Raw genomic sequence first — 22,279 nt, 5'->3', positions numbered from 1 at the left:
CTATTTCAGCATGAAGAGCGCTTTATACTCAATTGATATATTTCCCCAGTAACTTTTAAGTGTTATTTGAACTTTAGCGCATTATTCGAAGTTATTTCCAACATTGTATCAAGCATTTGCTTTTTATTTCCAAACATATAAAATATATAGGCATCGGCTAGATTATCTTTATGTAGCGTCATGTAAAAGCCGAAATTGTAATCTTGTGCTCAAACAAACCTCAACGGTCCACTACTCATTGAGCCAGCATCGGCTCCTGCACTTTTTTATACCAAATGAAAACCACCCGTCGGATAAAGATTGGAAGGTGATAAATCAGAAAAAAGCTCCCGGATTAATTTAAATCTATTTGATAGTTAGTTATAAGAAGCCCAGGAAGAAAAAAGGGTGGGCTTTTAGGAAGAATGTATTTTGTTATTTACAATTCATTTTTGGGTCGAGTTTTGTGTAGTATTAGGTACACACAAATTTAACCGATATGAAAAAATTACTTATTATCGCAATGGCTTGCTATGGCCTGAGCGCTCGTGCCCAAATGCGGGAATCCAGAGACTTTTTGTACCTCTATTCTGATTCCATTATCTACGCCAATAATATTAAGTTCCGACCCGATTTTTCAGGAACTCTAAGAGTTAGAGTCGACTCTAGAAATGTTCCAATTGGACAAGTCAAATTTTTAAATAGTAGAGATGGTTTTTTTGCCAATACCAGAAAAATAGGAGGTATACGTGCAGAGGAGTTTGCAGAGCGAATTATAGAAGGTCGGATCAATGTTTTTCAAGAAAGATCGTTATCGTATGCTCCTTTTATTTACAATCCAAACTATGCTTATGAAACACATTACGTGCCTGCTCCTGCGGCATCAATAAATAGCAACATGTACTACAATAAAGGCTATGCTGATTTGAAGAGGTTAAATTGCAGCAATCTGAAAAGGGATTTAGCGGACGATCCTCAGAGCATGGATATGCTTCGCGCTTACCGAAGAAGTGTGAATACAACCACATCGCTTTATATTGCTGGAGCTGCGTCAATGTTGGCCGGGGTAGCTATTTTAGCGAGTGATGGTAAAAATGCCTACTCAGATTCTAATTTCATAATAGGATTTAGTTTATCAGCCTTAGGCGCAGGATTGATTACAGGAGGTTATCTAAAGACTTTTTCTTCTAAACAGAAGCTAGAAGCTGCCGTAGATAGCTATAATAGGTAATATTTGCAATAGTGTATACAAAACTCAATTTCAGGTCCTAAAAATAGGTTAACCATTTTCAGGACCTGACATTGATATCTTACTTTGTTTTAATATATTTCTTAGCCTCTTCCAAAACTTCATCTTTACTAGATTTTATACCATTAACCGTTGGTTTTACCACTTTATCAATTTTTACTCCAACCCGCTGTGCATTTGTCCCATCCGGATAATATACACCTAAGCCCGAAAACCAGGTTGTAATACCTCCCGGTAAGAAAATAGGAGTAATGTTGCCATCAGCACCGGCAGATGAACTGCCTATAACAGTAGTGTTTTGTCCACTTTGCAAGGCCATTGTAACGAATTCAGCATTGCTTTGCGTAGTCTCATTTACAAGTACTATTAACTTGCCAGGGTAATAATCCGTTGTTTTGGTTCCGGTTTTACTTGATTCACGAAATGTAAACATACCAGGATTGCTGATAGATCGGCCCGTAAATTTCACAAAAGCACTTGGAGCTGATTTGAAATAAGCGACAAAAGTAGGATCCATTTCATCAATCGGATAACCGCGCATGTCGACAATAATACCCTTTGTGTGCTTAAATTGCGTTTTTATACAGTCTAATATGGTGTTCTTATAAGCACCGCAATAGATATAACCAATTGCACTGTCAATTAATTTATATGCTGGTTTATAGAATGGTAGATAAATTTCATTGCCTTTACCTATTTGCAAACCTTGTTGAACCACATTGACAGGCGCTTTAGCTCTAACGATTTGTAAGTTAAATGTGCTGTCAACGCTTCTTCTTAGGTATATGCTAGTCATATCTCTCAATGCCGTAGCGTAGTTAGAGGCAGGTGTAAGGGGCAAATATTTATTAATTAACAACTCTATTTTCACTCCGTTAATAGCCGTAATGATATCACCTCGTGTTAAATTTTTACTAGCATCAACTCCTTCTTTTAGCGAGCTAGTTACTACTAACTGATTTCCGACAAACTCTGCATCAAAAGGTAATCTATATCCACCTAGCTCTTGTTCGCGAACATCACTTTCTATGAATGCATGAGAATCATGGATGCTTGCAATTAGTTTAACTATCGCTTTTACGTAGGTATGCTCATTATTTGCGTTAATTACCTGAGGAATAAAAGCGGGGAGAATGGTACTCCATTTATCTGTAGTTAACTCTCTATTCGGACAAAAGTATTGAATCATACTCCAGTAGCGATAAAGCGCTAATAAACGTAAACCTGCATCAGGATACTTTTTGTCACTGTAACTGGTCTCATGCAAAAATGAACTGGTTCTTGCATCAATCAGGCCACCTACGTAATAGTTGGTAGCATTGTTTGAGTTCTTTAAAATATAGTTCAATTTTGCAGTAAGCGATTTGCCAAATGTCTTGTTCTTAAATAAGTTTCCATAATCGGGCTTAACAGCCACGGTATTAAGTTCTGGCTGTGTTTGACAGTCTGCACAGGCCGCAACTTTACCCAATTTATCAACCCATTTTTCCATCAGCTCCGATACCTGCATGTCGCTGGTACAGCTAAAAACCTGAGGTAATACCCTGAATAGTTCAGCATCCCAGTTATAATCGCCATTGGCAATTGCCGGATGATGGTATTTTAGAAAGCCCCATAATTCGCCCAGGAGGGTTAGGTACTTTTGACTCGATGGTGTTAAAGGGATAGTATCTATTCCAGAACTTTTGTTTAATAGGGTGTCTTTTAGTGCTTGGTAAACAGGAGTTTGTAACTCTATTGCTTCGTCTATTGGTTTTTCATCAAGATACAATCGCAAGCTATCTGCCCATACCGTTCCTTTACCTGCCATTACTACACCAGCACTAATGGTTACTATTTCCCTGCCATCGTAAGGCAGATGTATCACGAACTGTTTCCAGTCGTTTGTACCCGTTAAAGGCGGCTTCTCCGAATATTCATAACCAATACGCTTTCCATTGATATCGTCTGTACGCATCCAAAGACCTGCAAAACCACTGGTTACATTTTTGGTTTTTAAATAGCCAGCTAGTAGTAGGCGGCTTCCCCGAAATCTTTTGTCGATGCGAAAGCTTACCCCTCCATAATCAGCACCCTTGTTGTCGGTAATGGAAACCGCATATTTTCCTTGCAGCTTAATGATGCTATCTAGTTTTACGATGTATGCATCTGTTGCTTTTAATCTCAAGTTCCAACCTTGTAGAGAACCTTTGCTATCTAGTACTTCAAAATCGCCGTTAAACTTGTTTTGTGCCTGAGCTAAGGCGCTGCATAACAATAGTATGGTGAAAAGAGAGCGTTTGATTTTTTTCATAGAAGCAATTTACAGAATTGAGAATTTGCTAATATACTTTGCCTCCAAGTTTAACCTTTTTTAACTCTTAAAGAATAACGACAGGATGGATAAGTGTTTTAGATGGGCACAAAAGACAAAAGATACAATTAAGTATTGGCCGTATGTCTTCTTAATTAGTTACAAAAACTGCATATTAGTTGTCTTATTTTAGAGGCTATTCTAAAACACCTCAAAGAACCTAAGAAAATGAGTGCAGAACTAAATTATTTAGAAATAAACAGACAGTCCTGGAACAATAGAACCGATACGCATTTGAAATCGGAGTTTTACGATTTAGATGGTTTTATGAAGGGTAAAACTTCCTTAAATAGCATTGAGTTGAACTTACTTGGCGATGTAAAAGGAAAATCAATTTTACATTTACAATGCCATTTCGGACAAGATACCATTTCCCTGAGCAGACTTGGAGCTGAAGTTACAGGTGTAGATTTATCAGACAAGGCAATTGAGAGGGCCAAACAAATTGCAAAAGAAATAAATTCAGACACAAAATTTATTTGCTGTAATATTTACGATTTACCAGATCATTTAGACGAACAATTTGATCTCGTTTTTACCAGCTATGGAACAATTGGCTGGTTGCCCGACTTAGATAAATGGGCCAGTATAGTTTCTAAATACCTAAAGCCAAATGGCCAATTTGTGTTTGTAGAGTTTCATCCCGTAGTTTGGATGTTTGACGATAATTTCGAAAAAATCGGATATAACTATTTTAATTCAGGTGCAATTGTGGAATCCGAAACCGGAACATATGCAGATAAAACTGCAGATATATCCCAAGAGTATGTAATGTGGAATCATGATTTAAGTGAAGTAATAACCAGTTTGATAAAAAACAAACTAGAAGTCGCATCCTTTAACGAGTTCGACTATTCACCTTACAACTGTTTCAGCAAAACAATCGAATTTGAATCTAAAAAGTATAGAATAGAGCATTTGGGAAACAAAATTCCAATGGTTTACTCCATAGTTGCAAAAAAGAAAAACAACAACTAACTCCATACGCTACTTATATTTGTTAATAACAACTATAAGTAGCGTAAATACAACTATAAGTGTTTGCATTTTTTTGATTCTGGAAATGGGCCCAGATACCTTTGTCGTATCAAAAAAATAAATAATGTATCTATGTTAAATACTAAAATGATCGGCAATAAGATTGCCCAAGCACGAAAGAAAGCAAACATTTCGCAAGCCCAGCTTGCTCAATTTCTATTTATCAGTCCGCAAGCAGTAGGGAAATGGGAGCGGGGAGAATCAAGCCCCGATATCGTTACCTTTAACCGCCTCTCTGAAATTCTAGGGGTCGACCTAAACTATTTTTCAGAGAACTATCAATCCACCAACGATGGAATTGAACAAGAGGCTGCCAAGCAATCCAGTACCACGGAACGCCAGGTACAGATAAACCTCACTGCAGTCAATCTGGAAGAAAGCGACTTTGCAGGTGTTACTTTGCACAAAGGAAAATTCAAAGCGAGCCCGTTAAGCGGAGCCGACTTTTCTAATGCAGATTTAACTGGTAGTTTGTTTGAGGTTAGTGATGCACATCAAGCCAATTTTGATGATGCAAATCTCACAGACTGTACCTTTTCCATCACCGACCTTGCAGATGCGAGCTTCCGTAAATCCATCCTTGTACGAACCGACTTTAACAAATCCACACTAGCCGGAACAAAATTTACAGATGTAAAATTAACCGACGTGAAACTTACCATGGTCGACCTTAGAAAAACAATCTTTGAGAACTGTGTTTTTAATGGTGTAGATTTTAAATATTCCGACCTGCGGGGAATGCATTTTAATGGGCAAAGCTTTATAGGAGTTCAATTTGATAAATCTGCACTTAATGATGTTTCATTTACAGGAGCAACGCTTAAAAACGTGTCATTCCGCTTGCCTTTTTCCGTGACAAACAAATCTTATCGCGCCTTCAAAACGGTCTGCTTTGACGGAGCTATAATGGATAAGCTAACCTATGCCGGACTTAAAGGCCTATGGGTTGTCGATTTGTCGAAGGTTATAGTTATTTAAGGAGGTAATGATATTTTTACCTCCTTATATAGTGCCAATTTAATTGAATTAAAATCGATTTATAAAACGGTTTTTAATTCAATTAAATTGAACTTTTCATCATTTTTTATAAAATCTTTAAACATGGCAGCGTGCCCGGTACCAACTAAAATAACAATGTTTTTAGTATTTGAAATTAACTGATTTTGAACGTTCGAATACATTATTAAATTTCTTTTGTACCAATCCGAAACTAAATTTGCCCCAAAATAGTTTTCATTTATACCTAAACTATTAGCAAAGGAAATATAAAACCCCTTATTCTCATTTAAATCTTTGTCGGTATTTAGATATTTAAAAACCTCCTTTAAGTCTTTTTTTGCCAAAGTATAATTAGCTTTTTTGCTTAAGTTAGCTACTTTATCTTTAAAGATTTGGCTAAGTTTTGCATCTGATTTTATTAATTTTTGCAGTAAGTCAAATCGCAACTCAATTAAAGTATCAATAGGATAGATTACTTCATTTTTTGCTTTTTTAGCTAAACGGAAAGCGAGTTGAAAAGTCTCTCCTTCGGTATAAAATTTTCTCATACGAGCATTTTTTATCGTGTCTGTAAATGTAGAAAACTTATCTTTAAGGTATAGTTGGTAATTATCATTGAGCTCTCTTTTTTTATTGTAATTACTCTCTACAAAAATCTGGTCAGGTTTATATTTTTTTACTATTAAGTCTGTTATTTGTTCTAAACCAAGCTGGTTTTCTTTCGATAACATATCTCTGTTATTTGTTTTTGCTGCATCATTTCCAGGATTATTAAAGTGAAATGTACCAATCAGGATGACATTTATTTTGTCCTGAGAAAAGGAATTTAGAAAGAATAGTAGAAGGATTGATGAGGTAAATAATTTTTGAAACATACTTTGCATTTTTTTATAGGGGTGCAAATTTAGTAATATCTTCTCAAAAAATATGTCGCACATTACCTGTTTAAATGTCGTTTCTACACCCCAAGTGTTTCGCCATTTATCGCTAACTTTAGTAATGAGTTTATAACAAAGGATATAGGTATGAATCCAAAAATGATCTGGTCAAATTTAACAGTAAGTGATTTAGACCGAACAACGAAATTTTATACAGAACTTGGATTTAAATCCAATGGTAGGTCAAATGACCTCACAAGCTTTTTTGTAGGTGAGAAAAACTTTGTAATGCATTTCTTTTTAGCAGATAGCATGAAAGCAAATGTGGAGATTGAAATTTCCGATGCTCATCTTGCTAACGAAGTCATGTTTACCCTTTCTGCCGAAACCAAAGATGAGGTAGATAAATGGGCGAATGAAGTGGAAAGCGCTGGCGGAAAAATCGTTTCAAAACCTAAGGAGTTTGGCGAGGGGTATTATGGTTTTGTATTTGCTGACCCAGATGGGCATAAGTTTAACGTGTTCTATATGTAAACTACCAATTTATTACACTCATAATTAATAAAAAAATGGAACAGCAAACTAACCAGCCATCGCCAGAAAATATCATGAAAATTGGCACAGGCTTTTGGGCTTCAAAAATTCTTTTAACGGCAGTGAGTTTCGAATTATTCACTACGCTTGCTGAAAAGAAAACCATGAAAGCAAAAGATGTTAAAAACGTTTTAAACCTCAAATGCACAGATAGAAATGTGTATGATTTTTTAGATGCCCTAACTGTATTCGGTTTCTTAAATCGCGAAGGTATCTTGGATACCGCTACTTATTCTAACACATTAGATACAGAAACATTTTTAGATAAAAAGAAGCAATCATATATTGGAGGGATCCTTGAAATGATGAATAATCGCTTATATTCATTTTGGGGTAACTTGGGCGAGGGTTTACTTACCGGACTTCCACAAAATGAAGCAAAAAAGAGTGAGGATTTTTTCGGTTTGCTATATCAAGACCCCGAAAAATTAAAAGAATTTACCAGTGCAATGAGCGGTATCCAAATGGGTAATTTTATAGCCTTCGCTCAAAAGTTCGATTTCACTAAATACAAAACCCTAATAGATGTAGGCGGTTCAGCAGGTCTGCTTTCACTTATGGTTGCAAAACATAATCCTCATATGCGCTGTACAAGTTTCGATTTACCTCCGGTTCAACCCATTGCGAATGCTACCATACAGCAATACGGGTTATCAGACCGTGTAACAACCGCAAGTGGCGACTTCTTTACAATGCCAGTACCCAATGCAGATATTGTTGTGATGGGTAATATTCTGCACGATTGGGACGAAGAGAATAAAATATCCTTAATGAGAAAAGCCTATGATGCACTCCCTGCCAATGGGGCATTTGTAGCAATTGAGGGCATAATAGATGACGAAAGAAAGCAAAACGTTTTTGGGATGATGATGAGTTTAAATATGCTTATAGAAACAGGAACAGGTTTTGATTACACCTTTGCCGATTTTAACAGATGGGCAAATATTGTCGGCTTTAAATCAACTGCGTTGCTTCCCTTAGCAGGACCATCAAGCGCAGCAATTGCCTACAAAACCTAAAAACCCATAACATTATCTCATTGATATAATTTACTCAGAACCCCAACCTTTTTAAAGTTCAATTCAGACACCAACATTCCAATAAATATCAAGCAACCTCCCAGTAATAAACGCCACGAAAGCTCTTCATTTAATAAATAGGCTGCGGCAATGGCTCCAAATACTGGCTCGAAGAGATAGATAATAGATACACGTTCGGCAGAGAGGTATCGTTGAGCGATATTCGAAACACTATACATGTAAGCAGTGGAGAACAGGGCGCAGAAACCAACCGCTATCCAAAACGAATTATTGTCGGGTAACCACGCATTGCTGCTACCCATCAGCGCCATGATAAAGGTCAGCAACGTACAAGTCCCAAACATAGGCACTATAGTGGTCACAATATCAACGTTGCGCGAGTACTTTTCAACTCGGATTAGGTAATAGGCAAATGCAAAAGCTCCGGCTACTGTATACAAATCCCCTGTATTTACTGAAAAATCATTTTTGATTGATATAATGGCTAACCCCGTAAGAGCAAAAAAACAGGCCACCCAAATCTTGGCCGGAGCCAGGTGCCTATACATGGCTATTTTGAGTAGGGGAATGAGAATTACGCTCATACCTGCAAGAAAAGCAGTTTGAGAAGCAGAAGTGTATTTTATTCCCATTGTTTGCAGGTAAATCCCAAGCATCAGCGGAATGGCCAGTTCTCCACCTATTCTGGCCGTAGCCCAGTTGATCTGTTTGAGTTTTTTTGAAAATACAAGCGACAGAAAAAATGTGGCAGCCAAAAACCTATAAAATAAGAAGATAAAAGGCGAACTATAGCCAATGGCCATCTTGGTTACAGGAAATGATACACCCCAAAAGGCAGTGCCCAAAATCAACAGCAAAATCAATATGTTATTTTTACTCATGTTCCATTGATTAACTCTTTTAGTTTCGCTACAAAGTTACATTTCATTTCAATGCCAAAATATGCCATAAACTATAAATCTGTACCCATTGAAAAATCAAAAACTATGTTGGTTTTTATCGAAATTTAGTTCAGAGCTTTGCGGTTCAACTGAAACCAAAATAGAAAATGACCACTGTCAATTTAACTCCAAAGCACTTGCTTTTAGCACTACTCGTTGTTCTTGTATGGGGTCTTAACTTTATTGCAATATACGTTGGGCTAAAAGAATTTCCACCCTTTTTACTATGTGCTGTCAGGTTTGGACTCTCAGCAATTCCCTGGATTTTCATTCTGCCAAAACCTAAAGCTCCACTAAAGTATATTATTGGTTATGGTCTGTTTACATTTGCTATGCAGTTTGGGTTTTTGTTTAGCGCCATTCATTTTGGTTTATCTCCGGGTTTAGCTTCACTTGTACTACAGGTTCAGGTCTTCTTTTCCATTGGTCTTGCATTTTTATTCTTTCAAGATCGCCCAAGCCTATTGAAAATTTTTGGCTCCTTAATTTCTTTTATTGGAATTGGAATTGTTGCTGCTCACGTTAACGGGGGGACAACATTTATAGGGCTCATATTAACCTTACTTGCTGCTTTTTCATGGGCAACGGGGAATATGTTTACAAAAAAAGTCGATGCCAATTCGCCACTGTCTCTTGTAGTTTGGGGTAATCTAATTGCCTTTCCTTTTATGGTTGCAGTTTCACTACTGGTCGAGGGGCCTGTTTTGATTATGAGTTCATTGCAAAATGTATCTTGGATAACCATTTTGGCTATTATTTATACTGTTTATATCTCTACTCACGTTGGCTACGGCGCCTGGGGATTTCTTGTTAACTCATATCCAACATCAGTAATTGTTCCATTTACATTACTAATTCCTGTGGTGGGTTTTATTGGATCGGCATTATTTTTAGGAGAAGACTTGCCCTTATGGAAACTCTGGGCCTCTCTTTTTATAATGGGTGGACTCATCTTCAATTTGCTAGAGAAACAGGTTCTGAAGCTATTAAAAATCACTAAAATTGAAAAGCCAGAAGATTTTCGTTGATACCATTAATAAAATCCAATAATTGTTGTGAATAAATCAATTTGATAAACATTGCAGATTTATTCATTACTTTCATCACATGATTTTAGAAGTAGCAATATTAAATATTATAGAGGGAAGACAATTAGATTTCGAAAACGCTTTCAAGCAAGCGCAAGTTATTATCTCTAGTATGCAGGGATACATCAGTCATGAGTTGCAGAAGTGTATTGAGAATGACCATCAATACATTTTACTGGTAAAGTGGGAAACGCTGGAAGCCCATACGGTTGGTTTTAGAGCTTCTTCCGAATACCAGGAGTGGAAAGCACTGCTACATCATTTTTATGATCCATTTCCGGTTGTAGAACATTACCGCATTGCATCTAATTCATCAGATGCAAGCTGAGCAACATCCATGTCGAAACCACTATTGTCGGACTTGCCCAATGTAGGTGATGAATTACTATCTTTAAATCGTTTCAAGCTTGTTTAAATATGACGTCTACAAATCGAAGCTATAAGTAAACCTATGCGGATTATAGTTTTTACAGCACTTTTCTTAATCAGTGCATTTGCCTTACATGCTCAACGTAAGGTTAGTGTTATTTACTGCGGTATTGGTAGTGATATTTATACTGTTTTTGGACATACAGGTATTAGAATTTCAAATGGAACAAGCGATGTAGTTTATAATTTTGGAACCTTTGATCCATCCACACCACATTTTATTTCTAAATACATCAAAGGAAATTTAGACTATTCACTGTCCGTACAAGATTACAATCAATTTATAAGCTCCTATATTGAAGAAGGTAGAGAAATTACTGAACATCAATTGTCTCTAACTAGCCAGGAAATTATAAATATTGAAGCAGAACTCGCTACTATCTATAATTCGAAATCAAAATATTATCGTTATCAGTTTTTAAAAAATAACTGTTCTACAAAGATATTCGAAGTAATACAGCAAACTTTAAGCAAAAGGTTGATACAGCATAAAGTCAATTTAAAGTCCACTTACAGACAGTCACTAAATGAGATATTGAAATATAATTCCTTCCTCAGACTTCCTGTAAACTGTTTGTTGGGTAGGATGGGCGAAAACCACCTTAACTCAGTAAGTAAAGTTTACTTACCCGATTCGTTAATTAGCGAATTACAATCTTCAAGAGTTTTGAGTGAAAGTTCACAAAACACAGCACTTGTAATTTCTAGGGAAGTAAAGTTTCAATCAACCAATAATTTAAAAGTGACATATACTGATTTTATAATTACCGCACTTTTTTTACTGGTTATTATTGTTTTCAGAAGCAAATATATACTGCTTTTTACAGCTTCTTTGGGAGCGGTAATTATCTTTCTTATGGTATTTTCATTAAGGCAGGAGTTTGCCTACAATTACAATGTTTTTTTATTCAATCCAATAGATTTTTTAGTTGTGTTTTCACTTGAAAGGTACAGAAAGCAGATTTTAATATGTTCCTTATTCTTCAATATGCTGTATGTTGTTGTATTTTGTTTTGTCGGGATTAACTATCTCCCTTTAATGATTATTAACTTAGGGATAGTATATCTAAAATCAAGAATGTTAGTTAACATAAACAATAAATGAGGTATGAGAAAATTTACTAGATTAATTTGTTTACTATTAATAGTTAGTGCCGTTTCCTGTAAGAAAAAGGCAGCAGTTGATGAAAATAAAGATTTGACGGTATGTGGGGTTAAAAACCCTATTCAAAACCTTTCCTGGCTAAATGCTAAATTCAAATCATTAGCGGGGGGGGCTAATATGAATGGTATTGTACTGTATCGACTCAATGGTAGTGAAGTTATTGAAATACAAGGTTCAGTATTTAGCTCTACAAACCAGCACCAGTATTATTGCGATGGAACTAAACTCAATTTAGATGAGCCATCGGCTTTTAATGAATTTAAAAAAGAGCGTAAGTTAATTGGCGTTTTGTACGGTACAAATATTTGGAAGGATTGGAAATAGTGATAAGTCATTTTAAAACGACAGGGTAAGAATGAGCTTCAAAGTTTGTCTGGTTGGACAATCAACGGTAAAGGTGTGCAGGTTATTCAAACTCCTTACGGACAGGACGTTTTGCAAATGGCGGGCACTGCAAATTTAATAGATTGTAAAGTCTAGTCATACGGCTGATATTTATTATATTTAAGATGATCTATGATCATCCTAAAACGTCTCACGTATGAAAAAAAGTTATCAGTTTCTACTTTTTCTAATTACCGTATCCATATTTATAGTACTGCCGTATTTTGCTGAAGCACAAAAAATATATGAAGGCCAGGTGTTAGACAAAACAACCAATTTGCCCTTACCTGCAACAACAGTAACTTTACAAAAGGAGAATATTAGTGTGAAGACTAATGATCGAGGATATTTTAAGTTACTTGCAAAGGACGCAATTAAAGATGATGTACTCCTTTTTACTTTTATAGGTTATAAAACCTATCAGTTATCGGTAAAAGATGTTAAGGATTACCTATTTATAGAGCTAGAATCTACCTCTGCTAGTCTTAATGAGGTAAACATTAAAGCAGGGAAAATCAAAAATATAACACTTGAAAAGTTTTGGTTTGCCGATATCCGAGAAGAGAGTAAGGTGACAGGAGGCATAATGATCGGAAATTCCAAATTCTCGGCCAAACTGTTTGAGGCGCCAGTTGAGAATGCCATACTATTAAGCGTGCAATTAGGGCGAAAATATTTTGGGAATTACCTTGTAAAACCAAATAAATTTGCACGCTTCATTTTACATATAAAGGGGCTTAGTAATAGTACTGGTGGTCCCGGTGAAACCATTATTACCAAAGATGTTACGGTTCAGGATAATTCTCATCTAATCACTATCGACTTCAGTAAAGATAGTGTTCTATTACCCTCTAAATTTTTCATCGTTATTGAGTATTTATTTATCCCGTTTAATGAAATGATAAGCGTAGTGACAGAAAAGAAAGCCAAAGGTTTAAACAAAAAGGGCAGACAAGTAACCGAAGATGCAGCTGCTTATTCTATAGCTTATCAACCTGTCATATCAGTATATATGCCTCACAAACTTAGTCCATTATGGTCTGTAGATGAAAAAGGGAACTGGAAATCCCGTCAATCCAACAAAACAATGGCTATATCGGCGACAATACGTTATTAACAAGGGTATGAAAATCTTTCTAACTTTTATAAGTTGTATAATGTGGTTGGCGTCAAGCGCTCAACAGGAAAAGCGTAATACATTTCATTTAGTCGATACTGCAACCAACAAGCCATTAACGGTCTCAGTGTCTATAGTGCGTGCAAAATTAGCTATTACCACAGAAAACGACGGGGTTTTTATGATACCCGGCGATCTAAAACTAATGACCGATACCATTATTTTTAGCGTACAAAATTATGATCAATTAAAGATGTCACTAAAAGCACTTGAGGGCTTGGATACTTTACGTTTAAGCAAAGCAATTCTTAAGAACAATTATATTAAATCAACTTTCTTAAAAGATACTTTGCTAAATGATTTTGAAGATAGCGATGTTGTTTATTTTGCAGGCTTGCATCAAAATGGTGAGGGCTTTAATTATCTTCAACTGGCGCAACGATTTGATATAGATAAAACAAATTCTCGGTTAGATGCTATTCAGTTAAACCGCTTGTCATTTAATATAAATACAAACCATGATATCGTAAATAATGATAAAATGTATGATTATCTTGATATTGAATATACTAAGTTTAAGGTACGTATTTATGATATTGATCCGGCGACAGGAAAGCCAGGCAAAGATCTATGTACAGACATTATTGAAATAAAAATAGCTGACTCAAAAAAAGCCCGGATAGATTTAAAAAAATACAATATTATCATACCTAACAAGACTTTTTTTGTTGCAGTAGAATGGATGCGCGATTACTACAATGCACATTATACTTATGTATTTAATTACAAGCGCGATGCTGAAAAAATAATAAGTTATAAACCTGCAATTGGTATACTGCCCATTTCCAATAAAAATCTAAACATATGGGCAATGGATACAAGCCGTAATTGGATACCTTATGATACATTTAGCCCTTTCGGAACTGATTTAGCTATAAAGGCTAAAGTAGCTTACAACTAACACATTTGTAGCTAATCTAACTGCCGATGGTTTTAAGGTTTTTGTGTCAGCAATTTTCTGATGTATTGCGGAAAGTCATTTTTGTCAACCCCAGTGATTTTTTTCAGATTTGCAAAATAGTCATCATCTTCCGCTGGGTTAAATAATTTCTTGATTCCGGACATGCCATATCTAGTTTCTATATCCCGACAAACAACAGCCGAAAGCACATAGGTCAACTGCACATCTGGAGTGTGTGGATAAAAATCTGTAGCCAATTCGGTTATCTCCTGCTCAGGATGCTGATCAATATAGCTTTTATCCAAGGGTAGGAGTTGGTCTAGAGATTTACCACCAGAGCCTCCAATGTAAGTAGCGTAGCCTTCATGCACGTTTTTTTTACCCTTAGGAAATACGATGTAAGTATAGAAATGTACCACTTCATGTTCGTATAATTCAGAATCGTTGCCTGCAAATACGGTATTGTTCCAGTATTGTGCTAGTCCTCCCACCCGCGACGCATACATGTTTTCTATAAAGTCATAACCCATGGTTTTAAACATCTGCTCAGGATCCTCAAACTTATAATAGGTAATTTTCGGTACCGGGGTATTTAGTTTTTTTGCAAAAGCGCTGTTGAACTTGTTCATTGCCCTGGCTTTATTAAGATCGATCCGATTAGGATAGATGTAATTGATGCTGCCAGATGTGAGCCTGTTCCAGGAGCGTGTATAATGATCTAATGCATTATAAAAGTAATAGCCATCATCGTTCTTTTTTGCAATCAAGCTGGCGATGACTCTGAGAAAAGGTGTCTTATCTACCTCTCCTACTCCCATGAAGGCAAGTTTGAGTAGTAAACTTTTATCCTCTAAAGGGATCACGCAGAGTAGCGTAGGATTAAAAAATGACTTACCTCCGTTCATTTCAATGTCCTGAATATGTTGAAATGGTTCTATGTTTTTCTTAAGATAGGCCGGGTCAATATATTTGTTGCTAGCAGAACCATTGTTTTTGACCTCTAGAAAGCCGTTCAATGAATTTAAAAGTCTTTTTTGAGCAAGGGTATCCGGGAACAGTGTGAAGGCGGATTGATCAATCACTAATGGCGGAATGGTATCTTGGCCGAAACTTATGGTGGCCTTAAGCATTATAGTGGCAATAATAAAACTAGCTCTTATCTTAAACATCTGAGTGCGTTAATTATAACACAATAGTAGTAATTTAACGGGGGCGTTTCAACTGTCTGTTAATAATTCAGTACTTACGCGCCTTACTCACTGTTAAATGAGTTATATTGAATTATAATTGATATTGTTCAATCGTATAACTGAGCTTAAACTTTCCAATGAAAAAATGTTGTTTACTTGTTTTATTACTTATCAATTTTTGCGGAGCAAAATCTCAAATCAGGAAGGCCGTTGAAATTGGAAAAGTTGATAGTCTGTACAGCAAAATTTTAAAGGAAGAAAGAACAATAACAGTTTATCTACCCGACAACTTTAACCCTACATTTAAGTATCCTGTTGCATATGTATTAGATGGTGAATCATTTTTCCATTTTTATACGGGAGTTTCGTCGTTTCTTGCTAACAATAGCATAATTCCTGATATGATTATTGTTGGAATAACCAACACGGATAGAAGTAGGGATTTCACTTTACCATCCGATTCATCAAGTAATTATAAGCCGAATGGTGGTGGTGAAAAATTTATATCTTTTCTCGGCAAGGAACTTATACCTTTCATAGAAGAAAAATACAATGTAGCACCATTTAGATTAGTTTTAGGTCATTCAGTGGCTGGGCTTCTTGTGGCAAATATACTTGTAAAATACCCTGCTCTTTTCAATTCTTACATTGCTTTAGATCCCGCTATATGGTGGAAAAACTCTGATATTAACAAAAATGCACCAAACTTCTTAAAGCCAAATTCTTTAAAAAATAGAATCTTTTTTCTTGCTATGGCAAATAGTAATCCTGTAGGTATCTCAAACTCCCGTAAAATAGCTAATGATACTACGGGTTATACTAATGCTATGAAATCAGTTGTGCACTTTGATGAGCTTTTGAATAAGCATAAGGAGACAGGCCTTCAGAACACATTTAAATATTACCCTAATGAAAATCATAATTCGGTTCCCTTAATAGCTACATACGATGCACTGAAAACTTTGTTTAGTTTTTATAAAAGACCGGGCTTTCAGATACTGACAGACAGCTCAGCAACAGTTTTAGAGAATCATTATAAAATGTTGTCTGAGAAAATGGGTTATACAATACTTCCCTCAACGACTGATATTAGTGGGTTGGCCTGGCGAAGTAAGGTTTTGGATAAAAACTACAAACGTGCTAAAATGTTTCTGGAAATGCACATTCGGCTATATCCTAACGATGCAAACGGGTATATCGAAATGGCAAGATATTATGATGAGTTAAATGATCAGAAAAGTGCGGCGAAGTTCTTAGAGCAGGCAAAACAAAAAAATAAGTAGTGGCTTAATTGGAACATTACCATATTGTTTAATTTAGCTTGTACAAGCATGACTATAAGAATCCGAATAAATTAAGTATTAAGGGAAAGGCGGATAGTATTGCGGCGCTACTTATGCACGGCAAGTTTGATGTTTCCAGTGTGGAAGAATTAGAAAAAATATGTGCCCATTCGGATGATTTAACGATGCAGTCCTTTACTGCAATTGTTGAAGAACTGTTTTATAGTCACATGGCTAGCTTCACCGATTATTATCTAGCAAATCCGAAATCCTGTCTGAATGGGAAATTAAAGCAAAGTATGGAAGAATATATGTCTGTCTACATACCAATAGAGAGGATGAAAAAACATGCTGAAAAAGAGAAAAGAATTCTAAAAAAAGCTGAACAACAACACCTCACGCCAAAGCAATTTGCTTACCTTCATACGCTACTTAATAGCATTAAGTAGTAAAATATTGGAAAAAGAAATATCTATCCTAATATTTCTTGTAATTAGAATATTCCGACAGGGTTTCCATTGGTGTCAGCTGTCCTAGAAACTTGATCATTAAGTTTAGGTCTTCACTTTCAGTAAAGTAACGTTTTTCCTTCTCGTCATATTTGTATTTTACCACTAAATCAAGTTTTTCAGCATTGAAGATTTTAATCTTTAATGGTTTTTCATTTAGAGATTGTAATTTTTCCAATCTGCCGGTTTTCAGGTTTACCGTCATGTAAAGCTTACAGTCTTTCATGAATTTTGCTTCCTCAGGTATAGATTCTGGAATCTGTTTGTAACTGATTACTAAACTGTCTGCAGTTACTTTTTCAATCTTATAGCTGCTATCGTCTGTTTTTGCCGCTACAGGTGTTTTACTATGATTTTTCCGAAATGTTTTGATTTCCGAGCGGCTTGGTGTTTTTCCTTTTACAGAAATCACCTGCCAGCGTTCTTCTTCTGGTTTAGATGGATCAAATTGAGCCAGGGTAACAGTCTCTTTATCACCTGTTATGACCGTATACTTGTAATCAAACGTATAATTTTCCGGGCGGTTACCCGAATTGATTTCCAGTATAGCAGGGTCAATACCATATTTTTTAAAGGACTCAAACACTACCGATTTTTGTGCAAATAAAATCAGTGCAGATAAATTTAATATAACCAGGAGTATTATTTTTTTCATATCAGCTATAAAGTTATTTTTATTAACAATAACTTTAGTAAGAAATTTAATTTAACCATTCCTGTTATGAAATTTAAAATTTTAACTACACTATTCATTGCCATTGGCATTAGCTGTTTATTTGTCGCGTTTAAACCTCAGGATACAGGACAGGTTTATTTTATCCGTTCAACAAACAGCGTTGGGTCATTAATAAACTATAAAGTTTATATCGACGATAAACTAGTCTGTAAATTAAAGAACAAACGGTATTCGTTACATAATATTCCTGCTGGCGAGCATACCGTCTCTGTCTCTAATACCGGGATTGGTAGCCATGCTAAATCAAGGCCGTTAAAAATCAATGTGGTTGCCGACAAAAGCAATTATTTAATTGTAATAAACGGACCTCAAATATACCTTCAGGAAGCTGTTGAATCTTCTGCCCAGGAATTATTGAAAAAAGTAGCCGCAACAGCGAACTGTTTGCCATCCGACGAAAAGAAATAAACCTCACTAAACCGTTCATATTTCCAAAAGTCGGATGGCAGCCCTTATTTTCCTTTATTAATTATCAAAACTTTAGTTTCCAGCTTATCTCTTGTTAAGGTAACAGAATTTACCTTTCCATTGCTGAAATCGAATTTTAACAAGTTAGGGTAATCTACAAGCTTAAAGGATCCATTTTTCAGGTACACCAACTCTTGATCATTTTTCCCTTTAAAGTGTTCCAAAAGTTCAGATTCTACATAAAGACGGTTATTCTTTTCTACTATTTTGGTTTTCATACCCTGTCCATAAAGGAAATCATCATACGTCCCTATTAGTTTTTCCTTTACACTTGCAGGAATTTCCTGAATTTCTTCATTAGGTTTTTCTTTATTCCAGTCCATTACTGTCAAAATCTTCCGTTGGGTTTGGGTAATTACAGGAATCCGATTTGGTTTTTCGCCATTGGCAAGAAACACAAAGCCATTCCCGTCTACCATAGTAGCAAAAACACTACCACCAACCCCTGTGTTTGAACCATTGCACGAAAACCAATCATAGTTGTTGTACCCAAAAGATTTTTGCCATCCATATCCCCAGCCAGCCACAGCATCTTTTAAAGCAGTTACTGCTGTTACTTTTTTGGCAATACTATGAGAAATCACTTTGTTGTTTTTATTACGTAAGGCATTTTGTATCTCAATAGACAGCTTAGCTAAATCCGAAGGTGTAGACCACATTCCTGATGGGCCAACTTGTGGTGTAATAGGTAAGCCTGTTTTAATAACTTTTGCATCTTTATCATGAACAAGAGCAACATTCGTTAGAAAACCTTTTTCATTAGGCTGTATCATTGCTGTGTTTTTCAAGCCAAGAGGAGCAAAAATATATTCTTGTGCAAGTTCAGCAATAGACTTATTTAAAGTATCCTCCAAAGCCATTTGGATAATTACATAACCACCTCCGCTGTATTCAAAACTAGTTCCAGGAGTAAACAGGAATTCAATTTCCTTATCATATCTAGGTATCTGTCCTAAAAGACTTTGTTTTATTGTTGGAATGGTATCTCGTTCATAATAGTCTGCAAATCCACCTTGATTTGTGCCAGAGGTATGATTAAAAAAATGTTTCCAGGTAGGACTATTGTTTTCAGTAAACTTGCTTTTTGGCAAATGCCAACGTTTTAAGTACTTATCTATTGGATCATCTAAATTAATTAAACCTTTCTCTTCAAGTATATGGCAAAGCAGCGCAGTTATTGGTTTTGAAATTGATGCTGTAGAAAAAGCAGTGTTTTCATCTAGTTTTTCCTTTGAATTCATTGATTTCACCCCAACTTGGTTCGAATATACAATCTTATAATTTTCAAAAACAACAAGGCTAAATCCTGGGAGCTTGTATTTCTCCAATTGTTGTTCAATATGTAAGCTGTCTGTTATAAAGCTATAATCTCTTTTTTTCGACAAAGCTCTATTACGTGTTTGGCAACTCGAAACTGTTAGTAGAAGAATTAGTAAGTAAAAAGTACTTTTCATGGTCTAGTGTTTTATGTTATAAATTATTTAAATACCGTGTCATAAATCTCATTCAGCAGGTTCTGTCTCATTTTTGAGTTCCTTTGATTTAGAAGTATAATCATGCCCCAATTTTTGGCCCTATTGTAGCATATGATTGAAGATTGACCCATAGAATCTCCTGTTTTTATATAAATCGTATTTTTATCGTCCGTTACAATGTTTGTACCTAATCCCATTTCTCTTTTTTGATCTTTATAGAAGATTTTTTCTGTAATGATGGCCGCTTTACCAACTGCGGTTTCTTTATTTAAAACTGCTTTTAAATATGTAACCATATCTGCAGCATTAGATTTTATCAATCCGGCAGGAGCCGTAACATTCCAATTAAAGAACTCCTGAATATCACCTTTTGGACTGTGACCAACTGTTCTGTTCTTTACATCGAATTCCTTGGTTAGCGTATTTTTCATTTTTAACGGCTGTATTATTTTGTTTCTGATAATTTCATCGTAACTCCTGTTATACAATCCTTCTAAAATTTGACCTAGTAAAGTATATCCAATTGTAGAATAACGATACTTACCATAATCTGTTAGTTCAGTACAATTATTAATCAAACCAGTCAATGTTTCTTCGGTTACACTGCTTACAGGCTGCTGCGGATTTAGTGCTATTAACTTTGCAAAGTCTATATCGGGCAAACCAGATTGATGAGAGGCCAGGTCCGAAATCTTTATTTTGTTTTTAAGATTTTCATGCAACACATACCCTTTAGGAAGAAAGCGGTCGATAAAATCATCAGTTTTTATTTTGTTATCAATAACCGCTTGTGCAATTAAATTTGAAGTTAAAATTTTGGTGATGGATGCGATTTCGAATATGGATTTTTTATTGATTTCAACCTGGCTTTCTGAACTCAAATTACCATATGCAGTAAAGTATTCTTCATCGTTTTTGATAAAACCAACGCTAATACCTACCTCAGGATTTTTTTTATAACTATCCTTTATTATTGAATCAATCTTTTTTGAGATGTCTTGTCCAAAACAAAAGTTGCTTAGTAATAATAGTGCTGCTAAAAGTTTTAATGAAGTTTTCATTGTACCGAATTTTATGTTAAAAATTATTTCGATACAAACATGAGGAAGAAAGCGGCGCTACGCGACCGAGTAAAAGTAGTCGTACTCATTTGTTTCAAAAAAAGAGTACGGGTAATTAAAACGAGAAGTACGAGTAATTACAAGATTCTGTTTTACAGTCCTTTACGGTAGGAGGTAGGGGTGTTGCCAGTATGCTTTTTAAAAGCCGTATTAAATGACGATTTTGAATTAAAACCTACCTCGTATAGAATTTCTAAAACAGTAACCTTACTTTTTGTAACATCTTTTAAAATATCCATAGCGCGTTCTATACGATAGGCATTAACGAAATCATAAAAATGCTGTTCTAACTTATGGTTAATTAAAAGAGATAAGTCGCGAACAGGAACTTTAATACCCTTGGCAACATCTTGAATTGTTAAAGAGGGATTAAGAAATGGTTTTTCTTCGACCATATACTGCTGCAGTTTCAATAATTCTTGATTGTATTCTTTTTCGTCTACAGTTACTTGGTCATTATTTTTTTCTTCTAAAATAAGGTCCGAAACAAGTTTTAATTTCGAATCAATATTTCTAAATAAACCGGGATTATTTAATGCTTTATATAAATACCAACAAATAATAAACGGTTGAAGCACCAGGATTCCAATTCTTATCCATTCAGAGACGTACGGATAATCAGAAAATTTAAAGACATTTTTTAGAATAACAATTAAATATAAAACAGTTAGTACGCTGGTAAACTGAAACAACCAATTATAAGCGTTAATACTGGTGCCTGCATAATTTTCAAGATATAGCTTTTTTGCTTTTCTCAATAGCATAAAAACGGCAGTAAAATAGATAACTATTTGAAGATGAATAAGAATATGAAAGAACTGTAGTTCAAACATATCTTTCCGGTTCATAATAAAATTAATTTTAGCAGCAGTATCTACGCTATAAAAACGAGGTAATAAAATTAAATTGGCAATTAAAAATGGAAGCAGATGAAGTAGGTATTTAGGCTTAAGCTTGAAATCAGTATAACAAACAGATAAAACATACAGGTAAAAAACAGGTATTTGAAAGAAAGAAAGTGTATTTCTTAGCATTCCCAGATTTGAAGGGCCATCAGCTACCAAATTAAATAAGGGGTGACTAGTATCTATTGCAGTTACTAATAGAAAAACAGCAAATAGCACATTACTTGTCTTCTGTTTTGTTTTAACTGTAAGCAGAAAAAATGCAAGAAATACTGAAATGAATAAAGAGATTGTGGTAACAATAATTAATAAATTGATTTTGTCCATTCCTTATTCTTTTTTGTTCAGTTTTTTATATTTTCAGTTAGTGCGGCGAA

At 35.3% G+C, this 22,279-nt stretch carries 22 protein-coding genes; 14 read left to right on the top strand and 8 right to left on the bottom strand.

Translation table 11 applies throughout. The features are described from left to right. The first annotated feature begins 478 nt into the window (after positions 1–478). Entirely contained in the window at positions 479–1,210 is a 732-nt protein-coding gene (locus J1905_RS13120) for a hypothetical protein (protein WP_214227735.1), read from the top strand. Positions 1,211–1,289: 79 nt separating this feature from the next. Here J1905_RS13120 and J1905_RS13115 read toward each other — a convergent pair whose 3' ends face one another. After that, positions 1,290–3,521, bottom strand: coding sequence for a S41 family peptidase (locus tag J1905_RS13115; protein ID WP_214227734.1), 2,232 nt, complete (start codon positions 3,519–3,521; stop codon positions 1,290–1,292). Between the two features lie 228 nt (positions 3,522–3,749). On the opposite strand from J1905_RS13115, the gene J1905_RS13110 reads away from it, so the two are divergent. Both J1905_RS13110 and J1905_RS13105 read left to right on the top strand, forming a co-directional pair. Beyond that, positions 3,750–4,559 carry a class I SAM-dependent methyltransferase gene (locus tag J1905_RS13110; RefSeq protein WP_214227733.1) on the top strand — a complete coding sequence of 270 codons (810 nt, stop codon included), beginning with the start codon at positions 3,750–3,752 and terminating at the stop codon, positions 4,557–4,559. Positions 4,560–4,691: 132 nt separating this feature from the next. Next, entirely contained in the window at positions 4,692–5,597 is a 906-nt protein-coding gene (locus J1905_RS13105; RefSeq protein WP_214227732.1) for a pentapeptide repeat-containing protein, read from the top strand. A gap of 59 nt (positions 5,598–5,656) precedes the next feature. On the opposite strand, the gene J1905_RS13100 is transcribed toward J1905_RS13105, so the two are convergent. Beyond that, a complete protein-coding gene (locus J1905_RS13100) occupies positions 5,657–6,493 on the bottom strand; it encodes a DUF5694 domain-containing protein (RefSeq protein ID WP_214227731.1) in 837 nt (278 codons plus the stop codon). A gap of 150 nt (positions 6,494–6,643) precedes the next feature. On the opposite strand from J1905_RS13100, the gene J1905_RS13095 reads away from it, so the two are divergent. Both J1905_RS13095 and J1905_RS13090 read left to right on the top strand, forming a co-directional pair. Then, positions 6,644–7,030, top strand: a complete 387-nt coding sequence (locus J1905_RS13095; RefSeq protein ID WP_214227730.1) for a VOC family protein — start codon at positions 6,644–6,646, stop codon at positions 7,028–7,030. Between the two features lie 35 nt (positions 7,031–7,065). After that, positions 7,066–8,109 (top strand): methyltransferase, encoded by a 1,044-nt coding sequence (locus J1905_RS13090; RefSeq protein ID WP_214227729.1) that lies wholly within the window; start codon positions 7,066–7,068, stop codon positions 8,107–8,109. A 17-nt stretch (positions 8,110–8,126) separates the two neighbouring features. Here J1905_RS13090 and J1905_RS13085 read toward each other — a convergent pair whose 3' ends face one another. Continuing rightward, positions 8,127–9,011 (bottom strand): DMT family transporter, encoded by an 885-nt coding sequence (locus tag J1905_RS13085; RefSeq protein ID WP_214227727.1) that lies wholly within the window; start codon positions 9,009–9,011, stop codon positions 8,127–8,129. Positions 9,012–9,178: 167 nt separating this feature from the next. On the opposite strand from J1905_RS13085, the gene J1905_RS13080 reads away from it, so the two are divergent. From J1905_RS13080 to J1905_RS13055, 6 genes are all read left to right on the top strand, one after another. Further along, entirely contained in the window at positions 9,179–10,099 is a 921-nt protein-coding gene (locus tag J1905_RS13080) for an EamA family transporter (protein WP_214227725.1), read from the top strand. A gap of 79 nt (positions 10,100–10,178) precedes the next feature. After that, positions 10,179–10,487, top strand: coding sequence for an antibiotic biosynthesis monooxygenase family protein (locus J1905_RS13075; RefSeq protein ID WP_214227723.1), 309 nt, complete (start codon positions 10,179–10,181; stop codon positions 10,485–10,487). A gap of 123 nt (positions 10,488–10,610) precedes the next feature. After that, positions 10,611–11,693 carry a lipoprotein N-acyltransferase Lnb domain-containing protein gene (locus J1905_RS13070; protein WP_214227722.1) on the top strand — a complete coding sequence of 361 codons (1,083 nt, stop codon included), beginning with the start codon at positions 10,611–10,613 and terminating at the stop codon, positions 11,691–11,693. 3 nt (positions 11,694–11,696) lie between these two features. Next, positions 11,697–12,077: a hypothetical protein gene (locus J1905_RS13065; RefSeq protein WP_173092061.1), complete on the top strand. Its 381-nt coding sequence runs from the start codon at positions 11,697–11,699 to the stop codon at positions 12,075–12,077. A 217-nt stretch (positions 12,078–12,294) separates the two neighbouring features. After that, positions 12,295–13,254 carry a carboxypeptidase-like regulatory domain-containing protein gene (locus tag J1905_RS13060; RefSeq protein WP_214227720.1) on the top strand — a complete coding sequence of 320 codons (960 nt, stop codon included), beginning with the start codon at positions 12,295–12,297 and terminating at the stop codon, positions 13,252–13,254. Between the two features lie 7 nt (positions 13,255–13,261). Further along, a complete protein-coding gene (locus J1905_RS13055; RefSeq protein ID WP_214227718.1) occupies positions 13,262–14,215 on the top strand; it encodes a hypothetical protein in 954 nt (317 codons plus the stop codon). Between the two features lie 32 nt (positions 14,216–14,247). On the opposite strand, the gene J1905_RS13050 is transcribed toward J1905_RS13055, so the two are convergent. Beyond that, positions 14,248–15,384, bottom strand: coding sequence for a hypothetical protein (locus J1905_RS13050; RefSeq protein ID WP_214227717.1), 1,137 nt, complete (start codon positions 15,382–15,384; stop codon positions 14,248–14,250). 158 nt (positions 15,385–15,542) lie between these two features. Here J1905_RS13050 and J1905_RS13045 point away from each other — a divergent pair, with 158 nt between their 5' ends. Beyond that, entirely contained in the window at positions 15,543–16,688 is a 1,146-nt protein-coding gene (locus J1905_RS13045; RefSeq protein ID WP_214227716.1) for an alpha/beta hydrolase-fold protein, read from the top strand. 113 nt (positions 16,689–16,801) lie between these two features. Further along, positions 16,802–17,137 (top strand): hypothetical protein, encoded by a 336-nt coding sequence (locus J1905_RS13040; RefSeq protein WP_214227715.1) that lies wholly within the window; start codon positions 16,802–16,804, stop codon positions 17,135–17,137. A 28-nt stretch (positions 17,138–17,165) separates the two neighbouring features. Here J1905_RS13040 and J1905_RS13035 read toward each other — a convergent pair whose 3' ends face one another. Further along, the gene (locus J1905_RS13035; RefSeq protein ID WP_214227714.1) at positions 17,166–17,852 is read right to left on the bottom strand and encodes a ubiquitin family protein; all 687 of its coding nucleotides are present in this window, start codon (positions 17,850–17,852) and stop codon (positions 17,166–17,168) included. 66 nt (positions 17,853–17,918) lie between these two features. Here J1905_RS13035 and J1905_RS13030 point away from each other — a divergent pair, with 66 nt between their 5' ends. Then, positions 17,919–18,341: a DUF2846 domain-containing protein gene (locus tag J1905_RS13030; protein ID WP_214227713.1), complete on the top strand. Its 423-nt coding sequence runs from the start codon at positions 17,919–17,921 to the stop codon at positions 18,339–18,341. A gap of 44 nt (positions 18,342–18,385) precedes the next feature. Here the strand turns inward: J1905_RS13030 and J1905_RS13025 are convergent, their stop codons facing one another. The 3 genes from J1905_RS13025 to J1905_RS13015 all read right to left on the bottom strand — a co-directional run bounded on the left by J1905_RS13025 (position 18,386) and on the right by J1905_RS13015 (position 22,229). Next, positions 18,386–19,855: a serine hydrolase domain-containing protein gene (locus J1905_RS13025; RefSeq protein ID WP_214227712.1), complete on the bottom strand. Its 1,470-nt coding sequence runs from the start codon at positions 19,853–19,855 to the stop codon at positions 18,386–18,388. Between the two features lie 23 nt (positions 19,856–19,878). Beyond that, positions 19,879–20,937 carry a serine hydrolase domain-containing protein gene (locus tag J1905_RS13020; RefSeq protein WP_214227710.1) on the bottom strand — a complete coding sequence of 353 codons (1,059 nt, stop codon included), beginning with the start codon at positions 20,935–20,937 and terminating at the stop codon, positions 19,879–19,881. A gap of 152 nt (positions 20,938–21,089) precedes the next feature. Then, positions 21,090–22,229 carry a helix-turn-helix domain-containing protein gene (locus tag J1905_RS13015; RefSeq protein WP_214227709.1) on the bottom strand — a complete coding sequence of 380 codons (1,140 nt, stop codon included), beginning with the start codon at positions 22,227–22,229 and terminating at the stop codon, positions 21,090–21,092. Positions 22,230–22,279: the final 50 nt, after the last annotated feature.

Source organism: Pedobacter sp. B4-66, assembly GCF_018492665.1.
Lineage (GTDB): Bacteria > Bacteroidota > Bacteroidia > Sphingobacteriales > Sphingobacteriaceae > Pedobacter.
The sequence above is the reverse complement of the archived record's forward strand: the minus strand, read 5'-3'. Positions and strand labels throughout refer to the sequence as shown.